22 protein-coding genes are annotated in these 25281 nt (G+C 52.7%); 12 read left to right on the forward strand and 10 right to left on the reverse strand.

The annotated features are described in order from the left end of the window. Positions 1-50: 50 nt before the first annotated feature. From K334_RS0101260 to K334_RS14675, 5 genes are all read left to right on the forward strand, one after another. Complete coding sequence (locus tag K334_RS0101260; protein WP_025881270.1) at positions 51-263, forward strand: hypothetical protein; 213 nt, start codon at positions 51-53, stop codon at positions 261-263. After that, positions 256-1569 (forward strand): nucleotide sugar dehydrogenase, encoded by a 1314-nt coding sequence (locus tag K334_RS0101265; protein ID WP_027444387.1) that lies wholly within the window; start codon positions 256-258, stop codon positions 1567-1569. Before K334_RS0101260 ends, K334_RS0101265 begins: the two co-directional genes overlap by 8 nt. 67 nt (positions 1570-1636) lie before the next feature. After that, positions 1637-2749, forward strand: a complete 1113-nt coding sequence (gene gmd / locus K334_RS13225) for a GDP-mannose 4,6-dehydratase (protein WP_025881268.1) — start codon at positions 1637-1639, stop codon at positions 2747-2749. A 51-nt stretch (positions 2750-2800) separates the two neighbouring features. Further along, positions 2801-4006, forward strand: a complete 1206-nt coding sequence (locus K334_RS0101275; protein ID WP_025881266.1) for a GDP-L-fucose synthase family protein — start codon at positions 2801-2803, stop codon at positions 4004-4006. Between the two features lie 1134 nt (positions 4007-5140). Beyond that, entirely contained in the window at positions 5141-5353 is a 213-nt protein-coding gene (locus K334_RS14675; RefSeq protein ID WP_154655513.1) for a hypothetical protein, read from the forward strand. A gap of 143 nt (positions 5354-5496) precedes the next feature. Here the strand turns inward: K334_RS14675 and K334_RS0101290 are convergent, their stop codons facing one another. From K334_RS0101290 to K334_RS0101315, 6 genes are all read right to left on the reverse strand, one after another. After that, the gene (locus K334_RS0101290) at positions 5497-6255 is read right to left on the reverse strand and encodes a lysophospholipid acyltransferase family protein (protein ID WP_025882208.1); all 759 of its coding nucleotides are present in this window, start codon (positions 6253-6255) and stop codon (positions 5497-5499) included. Next, positions 6252-7430 carry a metallophosphoesterase gene (locus K334_RS0101295; RefSeq protein ID WP_025882209.1) on the reverse strand — a complete coding sequence of 393 codons (1179 nt, stop codon included), beginning with the start codon at positions 7428-7430 and terminating at the stop codon, positions 6252-6254. The genes K334_RS0101290 and K334_RS0101295 overlap by 4 nt, the downstream gene beginning before the upstream one ends. A 47-nt stretch (positions 7431-7477) precedes the next feature. Beyond that, on the reverse strand, positions 7478-8803 hold the full coding sequence (locus K334_RS0101300) for a dihydroorotase (RefSeq protein ID WP_025882211.1): 1326 nt from the start codon (positions 8801-8803) through the stop codon (positions 7478-7480). Positions 8804-8827: 24 nt separating this feature from the next. Beyond that, positions 8828-9634 carry a DUF4369 domain-containing protein gene (locus K334_RS0101305; protein WP_021590443.1) on the reverse strand — a complete coding sequence of 269 codons (807 nt, stop codon included), beginning with the start codon at positions 9632-9634 and terminating at the stop codon, positions 8828-8830. Between the two features lie 105 nt (positions 9635-9739). Continuing rightward, on the reverse strand, positions 9740-10159 hold the full coding sequence (locus K334_RS0101310) for a hypothetical protein (protein WP_025882213.1): 420 nt from the start codon (positions 10157-10159) through the stop codon (positions 9740-9742). Between the two features lie 45 nt (positions 10160-10204). Further along, positions 10205-10555: an FtsB family cell division protein gene (locus K334_RS0101315; protein ID WP_025882214.1), complete on the reverse strand. Its 351-nt coding sequence runs from the start codon at positions 10553-10555 to the stop codon at positions 10205-10207. 137 nt (positions 10556-10692) lie between these two features. On the opposite strand from K334_RS0101315, the gene K334_RS0101320 reads away from it, so the two are divergent. Then, positions 10693-12525, forward strand: coding sequence for a DNA polymerase III subunit gamma/tau (locus K334_RS0101320; protein ID WP_027444389.1), 1833 nt, complete (start codon positions 10693-10695; stop codon positions 12523-12525). Here K334_RS0101320 and asnA read toward each other — a convergent pair. The 4 genes from asnA to K334_RS14300 form a co-directional block, all read right to left on the reverse strand. After that, on the reverse strand, positions 12522-13556 hold the full coding sequence (gene asnA, locus K334_RS0101325; RefSeq protein ID WP_036889720.1) for an aspartate--ammonia ligase: 1035 nt from the start codon (positions 13554-13556) through the stop codon (positions 12522-12524). The two genes, K334_RS0101320 and asnA, sit on opposite strands and share 4 nt — an antisense overlap. A gap of 48 nt (positions 13557-13604) precedes the next feature. Then, positions 13605-15863, reverse strand: a complete 2259-nt coding sequence (locus K334_RS0101330; RefSeq protein ID WP_027444391.1) for a cation:proton antiporter — start codon at positions 15861-15863, stop codon at positions 13605-13607. After that, a complete protein-coding gene (gene pepT, locus K334_RS0101335; protein WP_025882218.1) occupies positions 15863-17086 on the reverse strand; it encodes a peptidase T in 1224 nt (407 codons plus the stop codon). Before pepT ends, K334_RS0101330 begins: the two co-directional genes overlap by 1 nt. Before the next feature lie 148 nt (positions 17087-17234). Further along, the gene (locus K334_RS14300; RefSeq protein WP_081657997.1) at positions 17235-19049 is read right to left on the reverse strand and encodes an SGNH/GDSL hydrolase family protein; all 1815 of its coding nucleotides are present in this window, start codon (positions 19047-19049) and stop codon (positions 17235-17237) included. A 1-nt stretch (position 19050) separates the two neighbouring features. Here K334_RS14300 and K334_RS14680 point away from each other — a divergent pair, with 1 nt between their 5' ends. The 6 genes from K334_RS14680 (at position 19051) to K334_RS13235 (ending at position 25197) form a co-directional block, all read left to right on the forward strand. Then, entirely contained in the window at positions 19051-19509 is a 459-nt protein-coding gene (locus K334_RS14680; RefSeq protein WP_154655514.1) for a hypothetical protein, read from the forward strand. A gap of 105 nt (positions 19510-19614) precedes the next feature. Then, the gene (locus K334_RS0101355; protein ID WP_027444393.1) at positions 19615-21306 is read left to right on the forward strand and encodes a sigma-70 family RNA polymerase sigma factor; all 1692 of its coding nucleotides are present in this window, start codon (positions 19615-19617) and stop codon (positions 21304-21306) included. A 90-nt stretch (positions 21307-21396) separates the two neighbouring features. Then, positions 21397-22464, forward strand: a complete 1068-nt coding sequence (locus tag K334_RS0101360; protein ID WP_027444394.1) for a radical SAM/SPASM domain-containing protein — start codon at positions 21397-21399, stop codon at positions 22462-22464. A 9-nt stretch (positions 22465-22473) separates the two neighbouring features. Next, positions 22474-23541 (forward strand): Gfo/Idh/MocA family protein, encoded by a 1068-nt coding sequence (locus tag K334_RS0101365; protein ID WP_025880833.1) that lies wholly within the window; start codon positions 22474-22476, stop codon positions 23539-23541. A gap of 48 nt (positions 23542-23589) precedes the next feature. Next, positions 23590-24120: a hypothetical protein gene (locus K334_RS0101370; protein WP_025880834.1), complete on the forward strand. Its 531-nt coding sequence runs from the start codon at positions 23590-23592 to the stop codon at positions 24118-24120. Between the two features lie 69 nt (positions 24121-24189). Then, on the forward strand, positions 24190-25197 hold the full coding sequence (locus K334_RS13235; RefSeq protein WP_161625368.1) for a PstS family phosphate ABC transporter substrate-binding protein: 1008 nt from the start codon (positions 24190-24192) through the stop codon (positions 25195-25197). Positions 25198-25281: the final 84 nt, after the last annotated feature.

Raw genomic sequence — 25281 nt, forward strand, 5'->3', positions numbered from 1 at the left:
GAAGGAAAAAGGGGAAATACTTATACTTGTGATTTTCATAACCAACATATATGACACAACTTGACAAAGACGCCCATGACACCCAGATGGCCGACATGAAGTCGTTTGCGGAAGAGATGCCAGCAATCGGAATCTTCTGGTATGACCCCACAGACAACACTTTCTTTGGTGTTTGCAAATCCGAGCTCACACCCAAGATGGTAGAAGAAGCTGCCAATAAAGGGTTGCTCATAAAAGAAATAAAACATAATTACTATGCGTGAATTTAAAGACATTAAGGTTGCAGTAGCCGGTACAGGCTATGTAGGACTTAGTATCGCTACACTCCTAAGCCAACACCATCACGTGACAGCCGTCGATGTAATTCCCGAGAAAGTAGAGAAACTCAACAACAAGATTTCCACGATTCAAGACGAGTATATTGAAAAGTTCCTTGTGGAAAAGGAACTGAATCTTACCGCTACTCTCGACGGGGCGACAGCCTATAAGGATGCAGACTTCGTGGTCATAGCGGCACCAACCAACTATGACCCAAGCAAGAACTACTTCGACACATCCCATGTGGAAGAAGTCATCGACTTGGTGCTTGAAGTGAATCCCGACGCCGTCATGATCATCAAGAGTACAATCCCCGTGGGATATACACGCAACCTTTACGTGAAGTATGCAGCCAAAGGAATAAGGAAGTTCAATTTGCTTTTCTCGCCGGAGTTCCTTCGTGAGAGCAAGGCTCTTTACGACAATCTTTATCCCAGCAGAATCATCGTGGGCTATCCCAAGATCATTCCGGGCAAAGACGAGGAAAACAAAGCTATCCTGCAAGTTACCGACCCCGACAAGATGAAGGAAGCGGCCAAGACTTTTGCGGCATTGCTTCAGGAAGGTGCCATCAAGGAGAATGTTCCCACCCTCTTCATGGGCATAAAAGAAGCGGAAGCCGTGAAGCTCTTTGCCAACACCTACCTTGCCCTTCGCGTCAGCTACTTCAACGAACTTGACACCTACGCGGAGGTAAAAGGGCTTGATACGCAATCCATCATCAACGGCGTAGGGCTCGACCCGCGTATCGGCTCGCATTATAACAACCCGTCATTTGGTTATGGCGGCTACTGCTTGCCGAAGGACACCAAGCAACTCCTTGCCAACTATGCCGACGTGCCTCAAAACATGATGTCTGCCATCGTCGAAAGCAACCGCACACGCAAGGACTTCATTGCCGACCAGGTTCTTCATAAGGCAGGCTATTACACCGCCAACAGTTCTTGGGACAAAGCTGCAGAGAAAGAAGTCACGGTTGGAATTTTCCGTTTGACGATGAAGAGCAACTCCGACAACTTCCGCCAGTCTGCCATCCAGGGAATCATGAAACGCATCAAGGCCAAGGGCGCAAATGTAATCATCTATGAGCCGACCCTCGAAGATGGCACATCATTTTTCGGCAGCAAGGTCATCAACAATCTCGAAGAGTTCAAGAAACAGAGCAATGCCATCATAGCCAACAGATATGATGCGGTCTTGGATGACGTCAGAGAGAAAGTTTATACAAGAGATTTATTTCAACGCGACTAACCATTCCCTATCGATTCACCCGCATACACGCGCTATGAGGTCGAGAGAAAAATAGCCCAAATAAACTATGAGTAAACAGAACATAGCCCTCATCACGGGCATTACGGGCCAGGATGGTTCATATCTGGCGGAATTATTGTTGGAGAAGGGTTATGATGTACATGGTATCATACGCCGGTCGTCGGTAGACTATCGCGAGCGCATTGCACACCTTGAGGGTAAGCCGCACTTCCATTTGCACTATGCTGACATGGGCGACTCCATGAGCATCGTCGGTGTCGTCGGTGAAGTACGCCCGACGGAAATCTACAATCTTGCGGCACAAAGCCATGTGCAGGTCAGTTTTGATTCGCCGGAATTCACCGCGGATGTAGACGCCGTGGGCGTGTTGCGCATCATCGAGGCCGTTCGCAAGCTCGGACTCACGAACACTTGCCGCATCTATCAGGCTTCCACCTCCGAACTCTATGGCAAGGTGGAAGAGGTTCCACAAAACGAGGACACGCCATTCCACCCGTTCTCTCCTTATGCCGTGGCCAAACAATACGGCTTTTGGATAATGAAGGAGTATCGTGACGCATACGGCATGTTCTGCTGCAACGGCATTCTCTTCAACCATGAGAGCGAACGTCGTGGCGAAACTTTTGTCACCCGCAAGATCACCTTGGCTGCAGCCCGCATCAAACAAGGATTGCAGGAGCGACTCTACTTGGGCAATCTGGATTCATTGCGTGACTGGGGCTATGCTAAAGACTACGTGGAGTGCATGTGGCTGATATTGCAGAACAACAAACCGGACGACTTTGTGATTGCGACAGGTGTCCAACACTCCGTCCGCGAGTTTGCGCAACTCGCTTTCCACTACGTGGGTATAGAACTGAAGTGGGAAGGTAAGGAAGATAAAGAAAGAGGAATCTGCGTATCGGGGCCGGATAATCTTGTCGGAAAGACGCTCGTCGAGGTATCACCCGACTTCTACCGCCCCACCGACGTCGTCAATCTTCTGGGCGATCCGGCCAAAGCCAAAGCCAAACTTGGCTGGAATCCCAACACCACTTCCTTTGAAGAGCTTGTCAAGATCATGGTAGACCACGACATGGCTAAGGTGGCAGCGGAAGGCGCAGCCGCAAAGGTGCGAACAAACCTGGCCGAATACCTCGAAAAAGGTATCGTCAAGTAACACGCTGGCTATGACTGCATTCAAGACCGCTGCCTAAGAACAAAGCAACCCATGCTATCTAGAAAATCAAAAATATACATTGCCGGGCACCACGGGCTCGTAGGCTCGGCCATCTGGAACAACCTCAAGGCTCGCGGCTACAACAATCTGGTGGGGAAAAGCCACAGGGCGCTCGACCTGACCGACCAACAAGCCGTCAAGGCTTTCTTTGATGAAGAGCGGCCCGACGCTGTCGTATTGGCGGCGGCCTTCGTCGGCGGTATCATGGCAAACTCGTTGTATAGAGCCGACTTCATCATGCAGAACATGAAGATGCAGTGCAACGTCATTGAACAGGCCTACCTGCACGGCGTGAAGAAACTGCTGTTCTTGGGTTCGACCTGCATCTACCCCAAAAACGCGCCGCAACCGATGAAGGAAGAGGCCCTTCTCACGTCGCCATTGGAGTACACCAACGAGGAATATGCCATCGCCAAGATAGCCGGACTGAAGATGTGTGAGAGCTACAACCTGCAATATGGCACGAACTATATCGCAGTCATGCCCACCAATCTCTATGGTCCCAACGACAATTTCCACCTTGAGAACTCGCACGTTCTGCCGGCGATGATGCGCAAAATCTATCTGGCCAAACTCATTCATGACCTCAACTGGGAGGCCATCCGCAAGGATATGGACAAGCGTCCCGTGAATCCCACAGACAAACTCCGCGCCATCATTGGCGAAGGGAACGTGGATGGACGGAACCCGGAGGAGCGGATAGCGCAATGCCTGGCCTTCTATGGCATAGAGGACAACAAGGTGACGCTCTGGGGGGACGGCTCTCCCTTGCGCGAGTTCCTATGGAGTGAGGATATGGCCGACGCATCCGTACACGTGTTGTTGAATGTGGATTTCAAGGATATCATCGGCATTGAGAAATATTCAAGCGTTTTCTATGGCGCCAAGAGTGACGGGGCTGTCGACCGCAACAACTCCGAAGGCCGTGGGGGAGCCATCCCAAGCCTTGGCGAAATTCGCAACTGCCACATCAATGTGGGCACGGGCAGAGAGCTGCGCATCAAGGAACTGGCTGAACTTGTCGTGAAGTCGGTCGGCTTCGAGGGCGAACTCTGCTGGGACGACAGCAAGCCCAACGGCACACCACGCAAGTTGATCGATGTCGACAAGCTGCATTCACTCGGATGGACACACAAAGTGGAAATCGAGGAGGGCGTAGAACGATTGTATCAATGGTACCGCGGCACCATTGATTGAATGCCGACAAGAGGTCGGGGAACGACGGTTTAAAATATACCATCCGGCAAAAGGACAACGCCAATCAAGCTGTTCTTTTGCCGGATTTTTGCGTTTATGCCCAACCCGTCGGTTCAGTGGAACTTCGTCATGGTGCATTGCGCCTACTACTGCACGGCGGTTGCTGGCAGAGTACAAGCGGTTGTATGTACAATACACCATGATTATCGCCCAACAATCGCTTTTGGGCAAAAAGACCAAGGCCTTCGGCCTAGATGTCTCTATCACAGGGCTGGCAGGGTAGCTCGCTGCGCTCGCACCCCCGCCCTCTAAAAGAACCAACCGCTACGCGGTTGCAGGCACAATGCACCATGACCATGTCCCCATGAACCATTGGATATAAAGAAATGCCTGTCACAGACCGATCAGGAAGTGAAGCCAGAGGCTTCATCGCTCAATAACCCCTGGTCATCTCTGCAAAGCGGAGTGACCAGGAGATAAAAGACCAAGCGGAAATCGGCCTTGGAAGGGTCGCCCAAAGACAGCCGTGATGACCGTGGGCGACCCTTCCAGGGTCGACGGATGGATGGCGGTCACACCTCCCCCGGTCATCCTGCGGCATGACCGGGGGTTACGGAGAGGTGAAGCCGCCGGCTTCAACACCCGCAGGAAAGCGTCGGATTCCGCCATGCGAGCCTGCCCGCCCGCCATCAAGGGGCAGCCGGCGGCAACCATGACCATCATATCGACCTTGCAGCTCGTGCCTCCGCATGCTTCAAAAACCAACGGGAATTCCGACAGTTCACCCTTTACCCCCGACAACATCCACCACAAACGTAAAAAAGACCAAGACCCTCGGCCTAGTTTCTTTTCGCCGCACACCAGGCAGGGTAGCTCGCTGCGCTCGCACCCCTGCCCTCTAAAAAGACCAACCGCCAAGGCGGTTGCAGGCGGAGTGCAAGCGGTTGTATGTACAATACATCATGATTATCGCCCAACAATCGCTTTTTGGGAAAAAGACCAAGGCCTTCAGCCTAGATCTCTCTATCACAGGGCTGGCAGGGTAGCTCGCTGCGCTCGCAACGCTGCCCTCTAAAAGGACCAACCGCTACGCGGTTGCTGGCAGAATACAAGCGGTTGTATGTACAATACACCATGATCATCGCCCAACGATCGATTCGGGATAAAGATTTGCATTTAAAATGCCAATGGGAGATTTGGCTTTATGCAACAAAGACATTGCCGCCACATTGCAACAAGCCTGCTTTTACACTGCAACAAGCCTGCTTTCTGCCGCTGAAAGCAGTGCTTTCAGCGGCCAATCGCCATGCTTTTGCAAAGTCAAAAGACTGCTTTTACAAGTTTTGAATGTGAAATGAGGAATGAGAAGTGTGAAATGAGGAATGTGAAATGCCCTTTTCCCAGCAAGAAGACGCTGTTTTTGGAGGACAAACGACCAGCGGAGCAAGCCAATCTGCCCAGGCATTCCCACTCGTCCGATGTCTTTCCGTTCACTGATCGGGGTTCTCCACGAAGCCCTGGTACTCCGGCACAAGACCATCCATCACCGCCCGATAGGCCTGCGCCATGGTTTGCTTCTCAAACTCCACACCTTTTCCTTGCGGGGGAATCGGCCGATGGATTGTCAGCGTGAGCGGATGCCAGTTCACCCAACGCATGTCGCACGTGCGAGGCATGACATCGAAAGAGCCGTTGATGGTCAGCGGCACAACCGGCAACTGCAGTTCGTCGGCCAGCATGAAGGCACCGCGACGGAAAAAGCCCATGTGGCCCGTGAACGTCCGCGAACCTTCGGGGAAGACGACCAACGACATGCCTTCGCGAAGTATCTTGCTGGCGTTGGAATAGGTCTGTCGCACCTTGCTCGGCCCCCGCTTGTCCACAAAGATGTGGTGGGCGGCGCGGCAGGCAATGCCAATCAGGGGGATGTTGCCCAACTGTCGCTTCATCATCCATTTGAAATTGCGATTCAGATAGCCGTATATCAGAAAAATGTCGAACGCCCCCTGATGGTTGGACACAAACACATAGGACTGCCCGGCCTGCAAATGCTCACGCCCCTCCACCTTCACGGGCAGAAGGAGCACCTTGGTGATGAGCCAAGCCCAACACTTGCCGGGATAATATCCCCAGAAATGGCCATTGCCGACCAGACTGCCGACAACCGTCACAAGCGAAGTGAGTACCGAAGCCAGCAAGATGACGGGCAGGCAAACCAAAAGCTGATAGACACGATAAAGGAATTTCATTGGGAAGAGTTGCGATGAAGGGTGAATACTACGATTTCGGGAATGGCACCGATGCGAATGGGTACGACACCGCCCAGCCCGGCCGACACATAAAGATAACGTCCCGCCTTTTCAAACAAGCCGTAATCCTCCTTGTAGGTCAGCATGGTCGGGCGAAGGCCCAATATCTTGATTTGCCCGGCATGCGTATGGCCGCTCAAGGTGAGCCGGGCATTGGTGTGGGGCAGTATCGTGCGGTCCCATGACGAAGGGTCGTGCTGGAGCATGATGACAAACGAGCGACGGTCGACGCCCGCCATGGCCCGAGGAAGGTTGATTTTGTGGGGGAAAGGAGCCTCGCCGTCATGATGCGTGCCGACGATGACAATGCTGTCGTTGTCGCGACGGACAACGGCGCTGCTGTCCGTGAGCAACGTCCAGCCAAACTGACGTTGGAGTTCTCGTGTGAACAGCTCGTTCTGATGCTTCACCTCCTCTTTTTCCCCCTTTTGATAAAAGCTGTAGTCATGGTTGCCCAGCACGGAATAAACGCCGTCCTTGGCTTTCAACGATGACAGTTCGCGCCTGAAAGGCAACAGTTCCTGGGGATTCACGTTCTGCAAATCGCCGGTAAAGACTATCATATCAGCACATTGCGCATTGATACTGTCGATGTCGCGCTTCAATATCTTATAGCGCCATCCTCGATAAGTGCCCACATGAAAGTCGGAAAACTGCGTGATTCGAAAGCCGTCGAAAGCCTTGGGCAAGTCGTCCAGATATAAATGAACATGGCGCACCGACAGCTTGGCTTCGCCAAACGTGAAACCATAAAAGAAGAAACCGACACTCACGAGCGACACGAACGGGCCGACAATGTTTCCCCAATTGCGATGGCTGCGGGTCATGATGCACCACAACCAACCCGCGCACGAGCAGACAACAAACAGAAATACGGGCAGGACAACCCACGTCAACAGGATGAAGAACAATTCAATCCACAGGTTGTTGTGCGGCACAAAATCCTTGATGCAGGCCATCCCGACGCAATAGCCTGTCACGACGAGTGCGGGGAGCCAGCACAGCACGCGCTTCCACCACCGCAGACGCAACCGTCGAACCAGGAAGTGGCGGTCGATATAGACCTGGGGCAACAAAATCGCCAACAGTAAAGGTATGATGATGCGAGCTACCATAAAGTTGTTTTACGCATTGAAGAAGCAGACTGAACGGCAGGGACGGCTTATCCGAAGACCAACTGTTTGCCGGCATGACCACCTTCTATCCATCCCCGGCTGTAGACCAGCACGCCGTTGCAAAGCGTATGCGCAACTTCCCAGTGGAAAGTCTCTCCTTCAAGCGGGCTCCATCCGCACTTGCTGAGGATTCCGTCCTTCCTCAAAATCCAAGGATTCGTGGGCCGGACGATTGCCAAGTCGGCCCAATAGCCCTCACGGACAAAGCCGCGCTCATGAATCTTGAACAAGTCGGCCGGATGATGGGACATCAACGCCACGAGACGCTCCAACGAAAGGACGCCCTGACTGACGAGTTCCAGCATGGACAACAAGGAGAATTGCACCATCGGCATGCCCGAAAGCGCCTTGGCCGCCCCACCCTGCTTCTCTTCCCACAGATGGGGGGCATGGTCGGTGGCGACGGTCAGAATCTTTCCGTTTGTCAATCCTTGCCGCAGACTGTCGCGGTCTGCCCGCGTCTTGACTGCAGGATTGCACTTGATGAGCGCCTTCTTGGTGAGATAATCCGCATCGGAGAACAACAAATGGGGAACACAAGCCTCCAACGTAACATGACCACCGACCAATTCCAGTTCACGGGCCGTCGTGACGTGAGCCACATGCAAACGGGTGCCGAAGCGGCGGGCCAACTCCACAGCCAAAGTCGTCGAAGCCAGGCAAGCCTCGGCCGACCTGATTTGCGGATGCAACGTGATGTCGGGGTCTTCACCGTGCACCTCCTTGGCCTGCCGCATGTTGCGGTTGACCATGGCCGTATCCTCACAATGCGTCATCAACGGAAGCCGCAAGTCGTGACAAGCCGCAAAAATCTTTTCAAGCGTTTCGCGCCTGTCAACCAGCATGTTGCCCGTGCTTGCCCCCATAAAGAGCTTGATGCCGGGAATCATCTGTCGCGGCACGGCGGCGAAGACGTCCATGTTCTGATTGGTGGCCCCCAGGAAAAAGCCATAGTTGACGACGCTCTTCTCTCCGGCCAACCGATACTTTGCCACCAATGCCTCCGGGGTTGTTGTCTGCGGCACGGTGTTCGGCATTTCCAAATAGGACGTAACGCCACCGGCGGCCGCCGCCTGGCTCTCCGAGCGGATGTCGGCCTTGGCCGTCAAGCCCGGCTCGCGGAAATGTACATGTTCGTCAATGACACCGGGCAGAACGAAACACCCCGTGATGTCCATCTCTTGCTGACAGGCACCACGGGGCATCGTTCCTCGGTTCGAAATCTCTGCTATGCGACCATTCTCTATGAGGAGATCGCCTTGAAAAGAGCGGCCTTCATTGACGATGACACCACCTTTTATCAATAATCTCATGGGAACGGAAGTATTTTTGTTTTGTTATTTTTGTTCGGGAGCTGGCGCAGAAGGCTGTGCCAGCTGGTTGGGAGTGGGCGCTTCGCCCTGTGGCATGGAAGGAGGAGGCGCCATGGGCTGGCTGCCGGGAACTTCGCGCAGACCGTTCATGATCTGCTCGTTCTCCTGCGCCTTCTTGTAATAGTCTCTTACGTAGGGGTCGTTCTTGAACTTCTCCGTGGCCTTGCTCATGATGTCCTCGATCCATGGCGTGAGTTCGGGATACTGATAGCCAATAGTCACCATGAAAAAGACACCTGGCCCCAGGACATTGTCGAAATTCTCACACACGAAATTGGTCACCAGCTGGTCTTCCTGCTCCGTCAGTCTGTTGGCCTCGTGGCTCAACTGGACGTTGACAACGTCCATATTCTTTCCATTCATGATGGCTTGGTCGTGCTTGTGCACCAATTCGGCCTCCTGACTTTTCAACTGGTTGTATTTGTTGACAAACTTGAAGAGCTTGTCGTTCAGCGGTGTGCCGCTCACCGTTTGCTGCGTATCGTCGATCTTGACCGTAATATCTCCGTCTTCTATCACAATGGGCATTACACTCTCGTCGTCCATGAAGATATTGGCCATCCTTACAGAGTCGTAAGTGCCGCTGAAATGAAACTGTCCATGGACTACATCACAAGAGTCCAAGCTTTTAAATTCGTTGTTTTTCAAGACTTTCAGATACAGTTTTCTTCCATCCAGATTCGAAACATTCGATGTTCCTTGAATGTTATATGAGTTCACACACGAGGTGAAAGCCATCAAAGATAAGAACAGGTATAGAATTTTATTCATAAATGGATTATATTCATTAGCAAAGGTAGCATGTATTATCGACGTTTGTCTGTTTTTTTATGCTATTTAATTGATAGAAGTTCTCTTTTATATTTTTTTTTGGATTCATTTTTTAGCCTTTTGGTCTTTTCCAAGCTCCGAAGAGATTCGATGCGTGGTATAAAGTTCGAGCAAAGCGGCAATCAAGAGCAAGAGAACCCATTTGTTATAGACATAATTCAGATAATCCGTGACATCGGAAAACAAAGGCCGCAACACTCCAAAAGCGTTGTCGACCATGAGCAGTCCTGCCAAAACAAACAATAGATTAGCCAAGTTCATGATTCTCTTCAGACGCTTGACCGTCATGGAAGCTCCCGAGTAGGTCTGCATGAATTGGACGGTGCTGAAAAGAAACGCGCCCAACAGGAATATCCAACCAAACACCTGCTGGTGCCACATAAAGACATAGGTTCCGGCACCGACAACCATCAATGCGCCACCGACAAGAAAAACAATACGCTGTATCAGGGTCAATTCTTTCATCTCATTGAAATTATGCTTTCATACAATAGCAAGCTGTCTGCGATGTCATTTCCGATTGCCGGCCAGACTTTCCTGGTTTTCATCCACCGGCAGCTCGTCGGAACTCAACACGAAGATGTCTTCGTCGTCAGCTTTCATGAAATATCTTTCTCTGGCAATGCGTTCGATCGCCTTTGGATTGCTGCGAATCTCCTGTAATTGCTTGGAATCGGCTTCGTGTTGCTTTTCATACTTTCTGATTTCATCTTTCAAGTCTTCAATCTGCAATTCGAGCCTCACACGTTTCAACACGCTGTCTTCTCCTACTACGCCTATCAGCAGGGTACATACCACGATTACGAGAAAATACTTGTAATGGGATATGAAATTCCACAATATGTTCAGCCTGTTTGCCATGAGTGAATCCATTGCAAAAGTAAATAAAAAAATCGCCATCCCCTTATCGGCCCGCTGAAAATTTAGATTAATTAATAAGACCATATCTGCATTATTGGCTTAATTACAGTAACTTTGCAAGAAGCTACAATATAATAATAATGGAATATATCGTATCTGCACGCAAATACCGCCCTATGAGTTTTGACTCCGTTGTAGGGCAATCAGCACTTACTACTACTCTAAAAAATGCGGTGAAAAGCGGAAAGCTCGCCCACGCCTACCTGTTCTGCGGCCCACGCGGCGTAGGAAAGACGACCTGTGCGCGAATTTTCGCAAAGGCCATCAATTGCCAGAATCCGACCGAAGACGGAGAGGCTTGCAACTGTTGCGAAAGCTGCCAGTCGTTCAATGAGCAGCGGTCGTTCAACATCTTTGAATTGGATGCGGCCAGCAACAACTCCGTGGAAAACATCAAGACGCTGATGGAGCAAACCCGCATTCCGCCACAGGTGGGACGCTACAAGGTTTTCATCATCGACGAGGTACACATGCTTTCGACGGCGGCCTTCAACGCGTTTCTGAAAACGCTGGAAGAACCACCCGCACACGTGATTTTCATCCTGGCCACGACCGAAAAGCACAAGATATTGCCTACCATCTTGTCGCGCTGTCAAATCTACGACTTCGAGAGAATGACTGTCGCCAACACCATCAACCACCTGAAAAAAGTTGCGGAGAAGGAAGGCGTCGCATACGAGGAGCAGGCTTTGGAACTGATTGCGGAGAAGGCAGACGGCGGAATGCGCGACGCGTTGTCCATCTTCGACCAGGCCGCCAGCTTCTGCCAAGGCAACATCACTTACCAGAAGGTCATAGAAGACCTCAACGTTCTCGACTCTGAAAACTATTTCAAAATCATAGACAACGCCTTGGAGAACAAGGTCAGCGACATCATGCTGCTTCTGAACGGCATTCTTGGCAAAGGTTTTGACGGGGGAAACCTCATCAACGGCCTGTCGGGACATGTCCGCAACCTGCTCATGGCAAAGGATCCCGTGACGATACCGTTGCTGGAATGCAGCCAACAGCAGGCACGAAAGTATCAACAACAGGCACAGAAATGCCCTACTCCTTTTCTATACAGGACCTTGAAGATCATGAACCAATGCGACGTCAACTACAAGCAAAGCAGCAGCAAACGCCTGTTAGTGGAACTTACGTTGATTCAAGTCGCCCAGATTACGCAAGCTGACGACAAGGACGTGCCTGTCGCGGGGCGCAGCCCTAAAAGATTGAAATCCCTGTTCAGCCCAATATCCAATTCCCAACCGCATCAGGCTATGCAGGTGGCCGAGGTTGAGAAGAAGGAAGACACCCCTTTGTCGACAAACCAACCAAGCCTTTCAAACCCATCAAAGACGGAGGAAACGGTCGATTCGCCCGCTACGCCCGCCAACAGCTCCGTTCCGCCGCCCCTCAAACCCCAAGAGGAGAGTACGGGTGGCACCCTTTCGTCTCCCAAATTCAAGCTGGGGAGTATCGGTTTCACTTTCAACGACATACGAAGGGGGCCGGAAAAGCCCGCCTACCAGAAAGAGCCGGAGGTCAAAGACCACAAAGCTGCCAGCCAGTTTACGCAGGAAGACTTGGAACTGCAATGGATGTCGATGTGCAATCGCATGCCTCAACAAATGGTAGGCATGGCTTCCAGGCTCAAGAATGTCGTGCCGAAGATAACAAACTACCCGGCCATTGAAGTTATCTTTGACAATCAAATCCTACTCAACCAGGTGGAAAACATCAAAGGCCGCATCAGAGTGACGTTGGCCAACAGCCTTCACAACGCGGCTCTGACACTCGACTTTCGCTTGGCCGAGGCCGAGGAATTCACCAAAATGCTCAGCAAGCGCGAAGTGTTCGACGAGATAAGAAAGGCAAATCCAGCAATAGAGAAACTTCGTTCATTGCTGGATTTGGAAATGGCTTAGATTAGATTCATCCCTGACTCCTCACATTCCCGGCGCATGTCGTCGGGCCATATACTGGCTTGAATCTCGCCAATGTGGGCTTTATGCAGCAAAACCATGCACAATCGGCTTTGTCCTATACCGCCACCAATGCTCAATGGCAGTTTGCCTTGCAGCAACTGCTGATGAAAAAACAGTTTTTCCCGTTCTTCCTTGCCTTCAATCTTCAACTGGCGCACCAGGCTGACATCGTCCACACGGATTCCCATGGAGCTTAACTCTATGGATCGCTCTAAGATTGGATACCAAATCAAGATGTCACCATTCAACCCCACCTTTCCGTTTTCAGCCTTCGTACTCCAGTCATCATAGTCCGGTGCACGGCCGTCGTGCTTTTCTCCGTTGCTCAAAAGCCCGCCAATCCCCTCTATAAAGACTGCGCCAAACTTTTTGCAGATGGCATCTTCACGCTCTTTTGCGGTCATGTCGGGATACATTTGCAGCAATTCCTCACTATGAACGAAGTGGATTTCTTCGGGCAAGAAGGCTTTCAACTCCGGATAAGTCTCACAAGTAAGGTATTCCGTACGCCGGATTGCGGCATAGATTCTTCTGACAACATCCTCCAAAAAGGCAAGCGTTCGTTGCCGCTGGGTAATGACTGCCTCCCAATCCCACTGGTCTACATACAGACTATGCAGGTTGTCCAGCTCCTCATCGGCCCTGATGGCATTCATATCGGTATAGACTCCGTAGCCCGGTTCCACCTCATATTCCGCCAAAGTAAGCCTCTTCCATTTGGCCAAAGAATGTACGACCTCCGCTTCTGCGTCGTTCAAATCCTTGATGGGAAAGGTAACCGGGCGTTCAATGCCATTCAAATCGTCATTGATTCCCAATCCTTTCAACACAAACAAAGGCGCGGTGACACGACGCAGCCGCAATTCCGTCGACAGATTCTGCTGAAAAAACTCCTTGATGAGCTTTATTCCCTGCTCCGTCTGCCGCATATCAAGCAAAGCCCTGTAGCCTTTTGGTTTTATCAATTTCATATAATGAACAATTATAGCTTTCTACATTATTATATATCACGTCCTACATCACACCACACGGCTGGACGAGTTCGCTTCGAACAGCCGTGTCAAGGAGTCCTCCTCCCCCACGACCCAAACGATATCGCCTTTCTCGAAGGTTCTCTTGGGGTCCATCATCGTCAGATTCTCCTGTCCTTCCTCCACGCCGACGACCATACAGCCATATAAGTCCCTTATGCCACTTGCCTTCAAGGTCTTGCCGACCAAGCTGCCACTGCCGCTGACTATCATTTGCCGCAGCTTCATCTCCCGCTTCTCCACTTCCAAATCGGCAGGCACCAACTCCCTCTCTACGCTGTCGCCAAAGAGTTTCAGCTGGTCGTCGTTGCCAATCACCTGCAACTGGTCGCCGGGAAACAAGACCGTCTCGCCGTTGGGAATGTTTATCCGATGGGCGCCCCGCAAAATGCTGCTCACGTGAACTCCGAAGCGGTTGCGCATCTGCAGATTAGAAAGCTTCTTTCCAGCCCACAGGGAATCTTCGGGCAGCTCGAAATGACCTATATGTATGTCGCGATCCAACAAATGCCCCGCATACAACGGCCTTTTGGTACCCTGCACCTGGGCTTGGATGTCCCTTGAGCGCAGATTCAACATGAACTGCCGCTCCATTTTGATGCTTCTCGTCTTTGCCAACCGTGAATACATGATGAGTCCCACGACCGCCGTCCCCATGCAAATCATCAACGCGTTGGTGAAACGAGTCAGGTAATTGATGATGTAGAAGACAAACATCAACGCGACAATGAAACGCACGACGATTGTAAACACCAATGGCGGACGATTGAAATTGCTTTCCACCCAAAGCCGTTTGAACTCGTCGCTGTGATTCTTCTTCATGACCATGGCCCGCAAGAACGGGGCTATCAAGACTATCGTGGCCACACCGGTGATGGCGTTGGCATACCAATGCAATTCCCACCCCGGCAAAAGCCGACGGACGATGGGCAATACAAACGTGAACATGACGGCAATCACCGCTGCCGACAATATGCCATACACGATCGTGTTGAGCGACATTTGGTAGAGCAGCCGCTTCCACTTGTTTTGCTGGGTCGTATGGGGATGACTCATCTGCATGCTGTTGAGCCAGTGAATCAACTTGTCGGGCAAGTGCTTTTCTAATCTACAGTAGACAGGATTCGCCAACTTGATCATATAGGGGGTGAGGAACGTCGTTATCACGCTCACCGCCACCACGACAGGATAGAGGAACTTGCCAATGACCCCTAATCCAAGGCCCATGGAAGCGATGATGAAGCTGAATTCACCAATCTGCGACATGGAGAAGCCGCACTTCATGGCCGACTTCAGCGACTCGCCGGCCAGCATGAAAGCCAATGTTCCGAAGACGGCCTGCCCCAAGACGATGGTCAACACCAGCACGACGATGGGCAAGGCGTACTGGACTATCACGTGCGGATCGACCAGCATGCCTACTGACACGAAGAAGATGGCACCGAAAAGGTTCTTGACAGGCTCCACCAACTTGACGATGCGGTCGGCTTCCACGGTTTCGGCCAAGATACTGCCCATGATGAAGGCGCCGAAAGCTTCACTGAAGCCCACCTCAGTGGAGAACACGGCCATGGCGCAGCACAGACCCAGCGCCACGATGAGCATGGTCTCGTTGTTGACCAGCTTCCGCACGGAGCGCAGCAACATCGGAATGGCATAGATACCCACCACCAGCCACAAGACCAGGAAGAACACAATCTTCATGGCCGACGTCAGCATCGTGCCGCCATTGGCATGTCCCGTAGCCATGGCGCTCAACATCACCATCATGACGATGGCCAGAATGTCTTCCAATATCAGGACACTCATCACCCTTCCGGCAAACTGCTGCTGCCGAAGGCCCAAGTCGTCGAAGGCTTTGTATATGATCGTCGTGGAGCTCATGGCCAACATGCCGCCCAGGAAGATGCAGTCCATCTTCGCCCAACCGAAGGCGTGGCCGACACTTATGCCCAACGCCATCATGCAGAAGATGATGATGGCGGCGGAGATGACGGGCGAGGCGCCCATCTTCAATATCTTCTTAAAAGAAAAATCCAGTCCCAAACTGAACAGCGTGAACATCACGCCGATTTCCGCCCAGGAATGGATATTGGCTTCATCAACCACAGACATCGTGTAAGGCATGTGTGGCGAGACCAGGAATCCCGCCACAAGATAGCCTAACACCAAGGGTTGACGCAGTTTCTTGAAAACGATTGTAGTGACACCCGCTACAATCAGTATCAACGCAAGATCTCTTATCATTAATCTTCAAAATTTCCAGTAATCTCACATATCTTCGCAATCACGCTGACGGCTTTCTCCATCACCTGGATGCTTACGAATTCATGTGGACCATGGAAATTGACGCCGCCCGCGAAGATGTTCGGACACGGCAGTCCCTTGAAGCTCAACTGGGCTCCATCCGTTCCGCCGCGTATCGGCTCCACCTTCGGAGCGACTCCGCTTTCCTGCATGGCGCGCAGAACGATGTCGATGACGTGCATGTTGGGATCGATCTTCTCTTTCATATTATAATACTGATCCTTCATGTCTATCGTCACGGTGCCCTCTCCATACTTGGCGTTCATCTTGTCCACGCACGCCTGCATGAAGTCTTTCCGCTCCTCAAACTTGTCGCGGTCGTGGTCGCGGATGATATAGCTGAGCTTGGCCTCTTCCGTTCGGCTGTCGATATTGAGCAGATGATAGAAGCCTTCGTAACCTTCCGTCGCTTCGGGGATGTCGGTATCGGGTATCATGGCGTTGAACTCGCAGACCAGTCGGTTGGCGTTCACCATCTTGCCCTTGGCATACCCCGTATGCACGCTCACGCCTTTGATGTGCACTTTGGCACCGGCGGCATTGAAATTCTCGTATTCCAAGTCGCCCTCGTCGCCTCCGTCCATGGTGTAGGCCCAGTCGCAGCCGAACTTTTCCACATCGAAATGATGGGCGCCCCTACCGATTTCCTCGTCGGGATTGAACCCCACACGAATGTCTCCGTGCTTGATTTCGTCATGGTCGCGCAGATAGCACATGGCCTGGACAATCTCCGCAATGCCGGCTTTGTCGTCCGCGCCCAGCAATGTGGTGCCGTCGGTCACGATCAAGTCTTCACCCACATGCTCCTTCAGTTCGGGAAACTTCTCCACCGACGTCACGATGCCGTCGCCCAGCACGATGTCCTTGCCGTCGTAATTGCGTATGATGCGGGCCTTGACGTCCTTTCCGCTGGCGTCGGGGCTGGTGTCGTAGTGTGAAATGAAGCCGATGGTCGGCGTTTTCTTTTTCGTATTTGACTTCAACGTGGCGTAGATGTATCCCATCTCGTCCATCTCCACGTCTGCCAAACCTTCGTCCTGAAGCTCCTTGGCAAGGTACTTGGCAAATTCCAACTGCTTGGCTGTACTGGGCACACGCTCCGAATCCTCGCTCGATTGTGTGTCAAACTTGGTGTAATTGATAAATCTTTCCGTAAGATCCATATTCAAAAGCAATATAATTGTTATACTTGCAAATGTACGTAAAAAAACAATCCGAACAAAATACACAAGCCTTGTTTAACATAAAAAGCAATGAAGTCCACGCTCCATTGCTCTCTATCGCTGCATTTGCTTTCATGTCATCGGCCCCTCATCGGGGTTCTTCCACCTTGCCGACCTGCCGGAGTCCATTCACGGGGTTGTTGGTCGTGATGAAATCCACACCGGCTTCGATGAAATGCTTGATGTCATCGGGCTTGTTCACCGTCCACACGTTGACGGTCATGCCCAATTCGTGACACCGGCGAATCCATTCGGGGTGCTGCTTCAGCACCTTGTAGTGGTAGTCAATGCCGTTGCATCCCCACGATTTCACCTCGTCGGGTGTCGCGTCACCGTTCAGATAGGCGATGTTGGCCCCCTTCAGCTTCCCGGCCAACCGCCGGCAGACGTTCTTGCTGAAAGAGATGTAGTCCACGCGGTCGGCTATGCCCGAAGCCTTCACTGCCTTCAGAGCCTCATCCACACAAACGTTCTCGCGCTTCTCCGACTTGTGTCGCTTGATTTCCAACACCAAACGGGTCGTGCAACTCTTGCCGGCTGCCAGATATTCGTGCAACAACGGGCGGCGTTCGCCATTGACCAGCTTGCGGTCGACGATGTCTTTCCACTTGGAGTCCTCGATGACGAGTTCGTCGATAGTATCGTCGTGGTTGACCACCAGCTTGCCGTCGGCCGTCACATGAATGTCGAATTCAGAACCATAAGTATGGATGCTGTCGGCCTTCACCAGCGAAGCGATTGAGTTCTGGGCGCTTCCCGCCACGTCCCAATAGCCCCGGTGGGCGATGATCTTCGGGCCGACGATGGCTCTCAGCGCCTTGGTGTAGGCCTGGGCGTAAATCATCGAACCGATGTCGTTGGGATGAACGCCTTCGATCATGCCGTCTTCGGTCAGGTCGAGCTGGTCGTGTGTCAGCAGATACAGGTTGGCCACGCCCGCTTGCTTCAACTTCCTGTAGGCTTCGCGCAGTGCTTTGTTGCCACGCTCATAGGGCCGGTAGGCTCCGGCGTGCATCACGCTGTCGCTCAGTTCGTGGTTTTCCACCAGCAGGATGGGCGCGGCGGTCTTCCGACGCAGCAGTCTCACGCCTTCCAAAGCCCTGCTTTCGACGGTCGCGGCGTCCAGGCTCCAGGAGTTGGGTATCGGATCTACCACGTAGGCCTCGGCGTCGATCTCGGCAAGGGCCTTGAACAGCTCCGGCTCCATGTAGCAGCTACCCGAGAAACCCAGGTTGACGAAGGGCTTGTGAAGGGCTCGCGCCGCAATGTTGGTGATGGCCAGGCCGGGACGCGATGGCGAAGCGCCCTGGATGATGCTGCTTCCATAGACCACGATGGGCTTCTCCACGGTCTCGGCAGGCGACTTGAACCGCACGACGCAGCCGTCGTCCACACCCACTTCGAGCCATTTCACGATGTTGTAATTCGGCAGATACAGCTCATACTCCATGTTTCCTTTCACGTTCAGGCCCTTGTAGACAGAAGCCAAGGTGTCTTTCGTAGTCTTTCCAAAGGAATAGTTCATGCGGTTGCCTATCCAATGATAGCGATTGTCGACCGTTCGGGCGTAGAGGTCGACACCCGACGTATTGATGTCGGACATGTTGTGCAGGTCTCTCACCTCCGCCAGCCCATACCTTATATATATATTCCTGGCGTCGGTGACAAACCTGACCGAAAGTCCGCTGCTGTTGCGTGCCAACTCCCGGACCGCTTCGGGCACAACCGCCTGCAACCGCTCGGGCAGTCGGTCGTAACGCTTTCCAATCTCCGCGTTCCACGCCCGCCCGAACACGGCGGGAACGTCGCCGCTCATCGGACTGAACCACTTAGTCTGGGCAGACAATGCCGACGATAGGACCAAACCTAAAACAACAAGAATCGTTCGTGTTTTCATTATCATAATGCTTTTAATTGGTGTTTTGTGTCAACGCTGCAAAAATACAATTAATATTTCATTCCGAAAAGGAATCGAATCATTTTGTAACAACAAAGCGTTCTTTCCATTCTTTGCCTGCCACGGCCCTGCCATCGCCCAGCCCCGCCACCCGTCTGCTGCGGTTTACTCTTGCAGGAAACGGCTTGCGACAGGCTTCCGGCAAAGCTTTCCTTCGCTTGCGACGGCCCGCGTGCAGCGCAATGCAGGCCGACCACTTTTCAAAAGCTGCACGATCGGCGTGCAAAAGGACTGCTTTCATCATGCAAAAGGGCCGCTTTTACAATGTAAAAAGGTTGCTTTTCAAAGCCAACGGGGCAGCTTTTCAAAATCCATGGGGTTCATATCAAATAAAAGGCAGACGGCGGGCGGCGGTCTGCCGTTATTTTCCTATCTTCGCAAAAGATACTCGTGGAACGAACCTTGATGGCCCTCGAGAGTTAAAATAAGCAAAAACACGGAAGCGTGTGCAGTCTTTCGAGCCCCCTCCACTCCTTGAATAAAAAGAAAGAGATATCTTGTTGAAATTCACATGATACAGATAGACGCCTGCAAAAGCGGGGACAAGGACGCCCTCGCAGAACTCTACACGACATACGCCCACAGACTTCTGGGCGTATGTCGCAACTATGTAAGGGACGAGGGGGCGGCGGAAGACATCCTGCACGACGCTTTCATCATCATCTTCACGGCAATCGGCGATTTGAAAGACGACTCGAAGCTGGAAGGATGGATGGTGACCATCGTGAGAAACCTGGCCTTGAAGTATCTTCAAAGCACGGAAAAACATGCCGTTCCCTTGTCGAACGTCGACTTGGAAATCCAGGAGAGGGCGGATGAAGAGCGGCAGCGCGTGGAGCTGGGGCTGTTGCTGTCGGCCATCGACCGTCTGCCGGCGGGCAACAGGGAGGTTTTCAAACTCTCGGTCCTTGACGGCCTGTCGCACAAGGAAATCGGCGCGCTGCTCGGCATTCATCCCCACAGCTCCTCTTCGCAGCTGTTCAGGGCAAAGAAAATGCTGCGCGCCATGTTGCGCGACTACTGGACGCTGCTCCTGTTGCCGATGTTGATTCCCTTGTATGTCTATTTCACGAAGAGAAACCGGCATGCGGGCGACTCCGAAGACAAGCTGACGACGGCTGAAGTGCGCAGAAGTCGACCGAAGAAAGCCCGCAAGGCGGACGGCACGCCTGTGGAGCGGCAACCGCAATACGGCGTTCCGGCCGCCACCCGGCGGGTCGGCAGCGGGTCGGCGAGCGTCGAGGGGGGCGTGGCGAAGTACCATCCGCCGGTCGGCGTGGACAGTTTGGGCGGAGAAAGCCTTACGATGGCTTTCAACGCGGACTCCTTGCGGCTGCGCGTGCCCCCCGGCCTCGACACAGAAGACTCGCTGTTCCGCCTGCCACGATTATCCGAAGGCACGCTGACGGCCCTGAACAAGAACGCGATTCCAGGCACAAGCCCCCGAAAGAGCTATCCGTGGACGTTCAATTTCGGTTACGCGTCCAATGCCGGAGCACATGGAGCGTTGGCCAACCTGGACTATCTCTCCGTGGTGGATTACGCCAATGGCGGCGTGGCGGCCAAGCTCTACACCTGGAACGACTACATGGACTACATGAACAGGAACGCCGCCTTGATGGATTCCGTCGAGCGGGCGAAGCTGGCTTATATAGCGAAGAACAACATGACGGATGGCGATAGAGCGTTGAACGAGACCGCGCATCACGACCGCCCGAAGACCTTTGGCCTCGCGCTCAACAAGCAGTTGAGCCGTCATTGGACTTTCGGAACGGGCCTGACATACACCCGCTTGAAGTCGGAGTTTGTGAGTGAGTATCATAAAGCGGAACTTCGGAAAGTCCAGAAGATAGATTATGTGGGCATACCGCTGCGTCTGACCTACCGGCTGTGGGCCAAGGGGCGGCTCAACGCCTACGCCACGGGCGGCATGACCTTTGAACTGCCCGTCCGCAGTTCGCTCCGCAAGAACTATATCGTCACGGCCGACTCGTCATACACGCTGCGGGGCGACGTCAAAGCACGCCACCAGTGGTCTGTCAACTTCGGTGTCGGCGTGCAGTACAAGGTCTTCAAGCCGTTCAGCCTGTATCTGGAGCCGGGCATGTCCTACTACTTCGGCAACGGCAGCGGCCTTGAAACCTATCGCACGGAGCACCCGTTCATGCTGACGGTGCCCTTCGGCCTGCGCATCACGTGGTAGCGGAATGTGGGCGCACGGCAAGAAAGTCGCCCACTCCGTGCAGTCTTTTCATGTTTTTCGTCTCTTTGTGATAAAAGACGAACCTGAAAGATGTACAGTATTTATGACTACATCCACAATGGAATCGTGTTTGTCAACAACATCGTACGCAAACGACACAAGGAACTCACCTCGCTGATGATTTATTCCACGACCAACTGCCAATCGCGTTGCAAGCACTGTTCCATTTGGAAGAAGCCGAAGGAGAATTTAAGTTTGAGTGATATCATCCATATAATGGGCAGCAAGTGCGTCACAAGGCGCACGATGGTCGGGCTGGAGGGCGGAGAATTCATCCTGCATCCCGAATCCGAAGCGATATTGGGATGGTTTGATGCCCATCATCCCAACTATACGCTGCTGTCCAACTGCCTTGCGGCGGACAAGGTGATTGCTTCCGTGCGACGCCACCGGCCCAAACATCTGTATGTTTCGCTTGACGGCGACAGGCAAACCTATCGCCACATGCGTGGAAGGGATGGGTATGACAAGGTCATCAAGGTGGTGGAAGCGTGCAAGGACATCGTGCCCACTTCGCTGATGTTCTGCCTTTCGCCCTGGAACTCGTTCGCGGACATGGAACATGTGATAGCCATTGCGGAGAAATATCACATCGACGTGCGCATCGGCATTTACAGCACGATGTCGTTTTTCGACACGACAAAGGGATTGATGGCGGCCGACGACACGGACTTCATTCGACGGATACCCGCCTCCATCCATCGGACGGACGAGAATTTCGACTTCGTCGCCCTGTATGACGAGTGGAAGAACGGCAGACTGAGGCTGCGGTGTCACAGTATTTTCAGCGAGTTGGTCATCCACTCGAATGGTGACGTGCCGCTATGTCAGAACTTGGACGTGGTCTTGGGCAACATTCATGAGCACACGCTTGATGAGATTTTCAATTCAAAGAAGGCCTGTAAAGTTCAATGTAGCCATTCCAAGGAGTGCAACCGGTGCTGGATCAACTATCATCGGAAGTACGACATCATCCTGTTGAGGAACCTGGAGAAAGCCATTCCCAAACGTTTGATAGAGTTGTTCTACGGCAAATACCAGTGGACAGACGACCGTCGCACCACCTACAGGAAGCATTTCAAGCACATAACCGCATAACTAAACATCATGGGACAATTGGACAACGTCATCGGCAGATATAAGAGGATGCGCAACATGAGGGATTTGAGCCTCATCTATACGCGTCAGTACGCGCTTGTGGGCATCGGCAGCCACTGTGTCGCCAACTTGTTGCCGGTCATCCACCATCTTCAGCTGCCACTGAAATACATCGGTTGTACGTCGGAGCGGAAGGCCGAACTGATTTCCGGCAAGTACAAGGGAGTCAAAGGCACCGCTTCCTTGCAGGAAATACTGGACGACGACACGGTGTCGGGCGTCTTTGTGGCCGCCAACCCGCACGCGCATTTCCTGCTGGCGAGCGAAGTGGTCAAAGCCGGCAAGTCCCTGTTCGTCGAGAAACCGCCTTGCCGGGACGAAAGGGAGTTGCGGTTGCTGGCGGACGCCGTCAAGTTGTATGGCCCAAGGCATGTGCTGGTGGGACTGCAAAGGCGCTTTGCGCCTGCCACCCGGATTCTTCAAGAGCGGCTGAAGGGTGCTGGCAGGCGGCATTACCACTACCGCTATCTGACAGGATTGTACCCGGAGGGCGACGCTTTGCTCGACCTGTTCATCCATCCGCTCGACTATGTCACCTTCCTCTTTGGCGAGGCAAGGGTGAAAACGGCTGACATGGTCGGCAGCAAGGACGGCGGCCGGACTTTGTTCCTCATCTTGGAACACCGCGATATGACCGGTATGCTGGAACTGTCGACGGACTATTCCTGGCAGAACGCGCAGGAACAGTTGAGCGTCAGCACGGACAAAGGCTTGTATGTATTGGACGGAATGGAGCAACTTGATTTCTTTCCACGACGCTCGGCGGTGTTCGGGATTCCGTTGGAGAAGGTCTTTCGACGCGATGTCGCCGCTGTCCATCTATATGGGAGAAACGCTTTTGTTCCGACATTGGGCAACAACCAACTTGTCTCGCAGGGCTTCTTCTCCGAAATCAAGACCTTTGCCGACAGGGTCGAAGGCAGGTGTGAGGACGACAACGCCTTCGGCTTTGAAAGCGTCGGGCCTGTCTATTCGCTCATGTCGATGATAAAAGAGAAATGTATGGGCAAGAAATGACTTGCAATCACGTTTATATAAATGACAACATACCAAATTCTTGTGTTTATGAAAAAGATGTTTTATTGTCTGACATGCCTCTTGGGCTTGTCCGCCTGCTCGTCGGAGAACATTGCGCTCGACGCGATGAAGGTGTATGATGTGGCCAATTCCACTTGCAAGGTGACGCTTTCTCCAACGGAAACACGCCCTGATTTCTATTTGGAAAACAGCATGGGGCCGGCAAGCCTCGGCATGGAGCTGGGCAAAGACGGCGTCGTGCGCTGCACGCTTGAAGATGTGGAAGCCAATTGTGCCGTCAGAAAGATTCATGTAGACATTGCGCATCAGGGCAATCAGATTGTCCTTGTCGTGTATCACAACCCTCTTGACGCGCTTGCCGATTGCTTCTGCAAGTATGATGTCAGCTTCAAGATGAGCCGACTGACGCCCGGCAGCTACAGCCTGCAAGTCTATTATGCCGACCCGGCCATGAAATATGACAAGACCGGATTGGTATACAAGGGCGAAGTAGAGGTCGCTTTGGGAAAGACCGTCCGCGTTTCGCTGAAGCCGGGGGCTGTTCTTCCGGAGTCATGACCGCCCTACATCCTTCCCACCGCCCTTCATCCAAGAATAAACCGATTTGATTCTCTAAACAAAATGACAATGAAAACCTTTCTTAAAGATTGCTTGCTCTTGTGTCTGCCGCTGTGTCTGTCCGTAGGTTGTACGGGGAGTGACGAAGAAAAGTCAACACCCAACGACGACCGCATGCAAATGGGTATCACGGCGGAGAACTTTCCCATTATCGACGGCTCCGATTCGACGACTCCCTTGCGTACCATGCTCGTATGTCGGCTCTTCGGTTTGGACTACAGTTGGGAGCGTCGCCCCTTTACTCCCAACCCCAACGAAGACCTGAAGATGGTCTGTCCGCGATGGAGTGACGAACAAGGCGTCATGCGGAGCCTGCTGCTGCAGAAAATGAAGACCAACAACACCCACGAATCTTTCATGAATCTCATCGACAATTCGGTGGAACTCATCGTCACGGCACGTGGCATTTCGCGCGACGAACAGGCCTATGCGCGGCAGAAAGGGGTCGAACTGGTGCAAAAGGCCGTTGCGCAAGACGCGCTCGTCTTCCTTGTCAATCCGAAAAACGTGGTGAAGACGCTCACCAAAGAGCAGGTACGGAACATCTATACCGGGCAGATTGTCAACTGGAAAGAGGTGGGAGGCGCAGACGCACCCATCCAACCGTATGTCAGAAACGCCAATTCAGGCAGTCAGGAGAAGTTCGAGACCATGGTCATGACAGGGCTTCAAGTCAAGAACTTCCCTGAAATGCAAGTCGGACGGACCATGCTTTCGCCCTATCAACAGCTCAAGGACGACGTAAACGGCATAGGATTCACGCCTTATTACTACTATCATGTCATCGTAGACAACCATACCACCCGCGCCATAGGCATTGATGGCGTCCAACCCAACGGCGAAACCATCCTCAACCACGCTTATCCTTACCATACTTATGTATATGTGGCGGTTCGGGCCGACCTGGACAGGCAGTCCAAGGCATACCGGTTGTTCGAGTATCTCACGTCTCCGAAAGGTCAAAACATCGTGGTGGAAAGCGGATACCAGCCCCTTCCGCCGAAGGCCGTCGAATGACGCGGGCGCAACGCCACCCTTGGAATGTCCAAGGGCGCCGCTCATGCGATGAAAGGAAATGAAAAAGGCAACCGGCTGCATGCC

This window comes from Segatella baroniae DSM 16972 = JCM 13447 (assembly GCF_000426585.1).
Lineage (GTDB): Bacteria > Bacteroidota > Bacteroidia > Bacteroidales > Bacteroidaceae > Prevotella > Prevotella baroniae.

Coding starts and splice junctions, on each gene's coding strand:
- K334_RS0101260 (WP_025881270.1), top strand. CDS start 51: ATGACACAACTTGACAAAGACGCCCATGACACCCAGATGGCCGACATG.
- K334_RS0101265 (WP_027444387.1), top strand. CDS start 256: ATGCGTGAATTTAAAGACATTAAGGTTGCAGTAGCCGGTACAGGCTAT.
- gmd (WP_025881268.1), top strand. CDS start 1,637: ATGAGTAAACAGAACATAGCCCTCATCACGGGCATTACGGGCCAGGAT.
- K334_RS0101275 (WP_025881266.1), top strand. CDS start 2,801: ATGCTATCTAGAAAATCAAAAATATACATTGCCGGGCACCACGGGCTC.
- K334_RS14675 (WP_154655513.1), top strand. CDS start 5,141: ATGATCATCGCCCAACGATCGATTCGGGATAAAGATTTGCATTTAAAA.
- K334_RS0101290 (WP_025882208.1), bottom strand. CDS start 6,255: ATGAAATTCCTTTATCGTGTCTATCAGCTTTTGGTTTGCCTGCCCGTC.
- K334_RS0101295 (WP_025882209.1), bottom strand. CDS start 7,430: ATGGTAGCTCGCATCATCATACCTTTACTGTTGGCGATTTTGTTGCCC.
- K334_RS0101300 (WP_025882211.1), bottom strand. CDS start 8,803: ATGAGATTATTGATAAAAGGTGGTGTCATCGTCAATGAAGGCCGCTCT.
- K334_RS0101305 (WP_021590443.1), bottom strand. CDS start 9,634: ATGAATAAAATTCTATACCTGTTCTTATCTTTGATGGCTTTCACCTCG.
- K334_RS0101310 (WP_025882213.1), bottom strand. CDS start 10,159: ATGAAAGAATTGACCCTGATACAGCGTATTGTTTTTCTTGTCGGTGGC.
- K334_RS0101315 (WP_025882214.1), bottom strand. CDS start 10,555: ATGGCAAACAGGCTGAACATATTGTGGAATTTCATATCCCATTACAAG.
- asnA (WP_036889720.1), bottom strand. CDS start 13,556: ATGAAATTGATAAAACCAAAAGGCTACAGGGCTTTGCTTGATATGCGG.
- K334_RS0101330 (WP_027444391.1), bottom strand. CDS start 15,863: ATGATAAGAGATCTTGCGTTGATACTGATTGTAGCGGGTGTCACTACA.
- pepT (WP_025882218.1), bottom strand. CDS start 17,086: ATGGATCTTACGGAAAGATTTATCAATTACACCAAGTTTGACACACAA.
- K334_RS14300 (WP_081657997.1), bottom strand. CDS start 19,049: ATGATAATGAAAACACGAACGATTCTTGTTGTTTTAGGTTTGGTCCTA.
- K334_RS14680 (WP_154655514.1), top strand. CDS start 19,051: ATGCTTTTAATTGGTGTTTTGTGTCAACGCTGCAAAAATACAATTAAT.
- K334_RS0101355 (WP_027444393.1), top strand. CDS start 19,615: ATGATACAGATAGACGCCTGCAAAAGCGGGGACAAGGACGCCCTCGCA.
- K334_RS0101360 (WP_027444394.1), top strand. CDS start 21,397: ATGTACAGTATTTATGACTACATCCACAATGGAATCGTGTTTGTCAAC.
- K334_RS0101365 (WP_025880833.1), top strand. CDS start 22,474: ATGGGACAATTGGACAACGTCATCGGCAGATATAAGAGGATGCGCAAC.
- K334_RS0101370 (WP_025880834.1), top strand. CDS start 23,590: ATGAAAAAGATGTTTTATTGTCTGACATGCCTCTTGGGCTTGTCCGCC.
- K334_RS13235 (WP_161625368.1), top strand. CDS start 24,190: ATGAAAACCTTTCTTAAAGATTGCTTGCTCTTGTGTCTGCCGCTGTGT.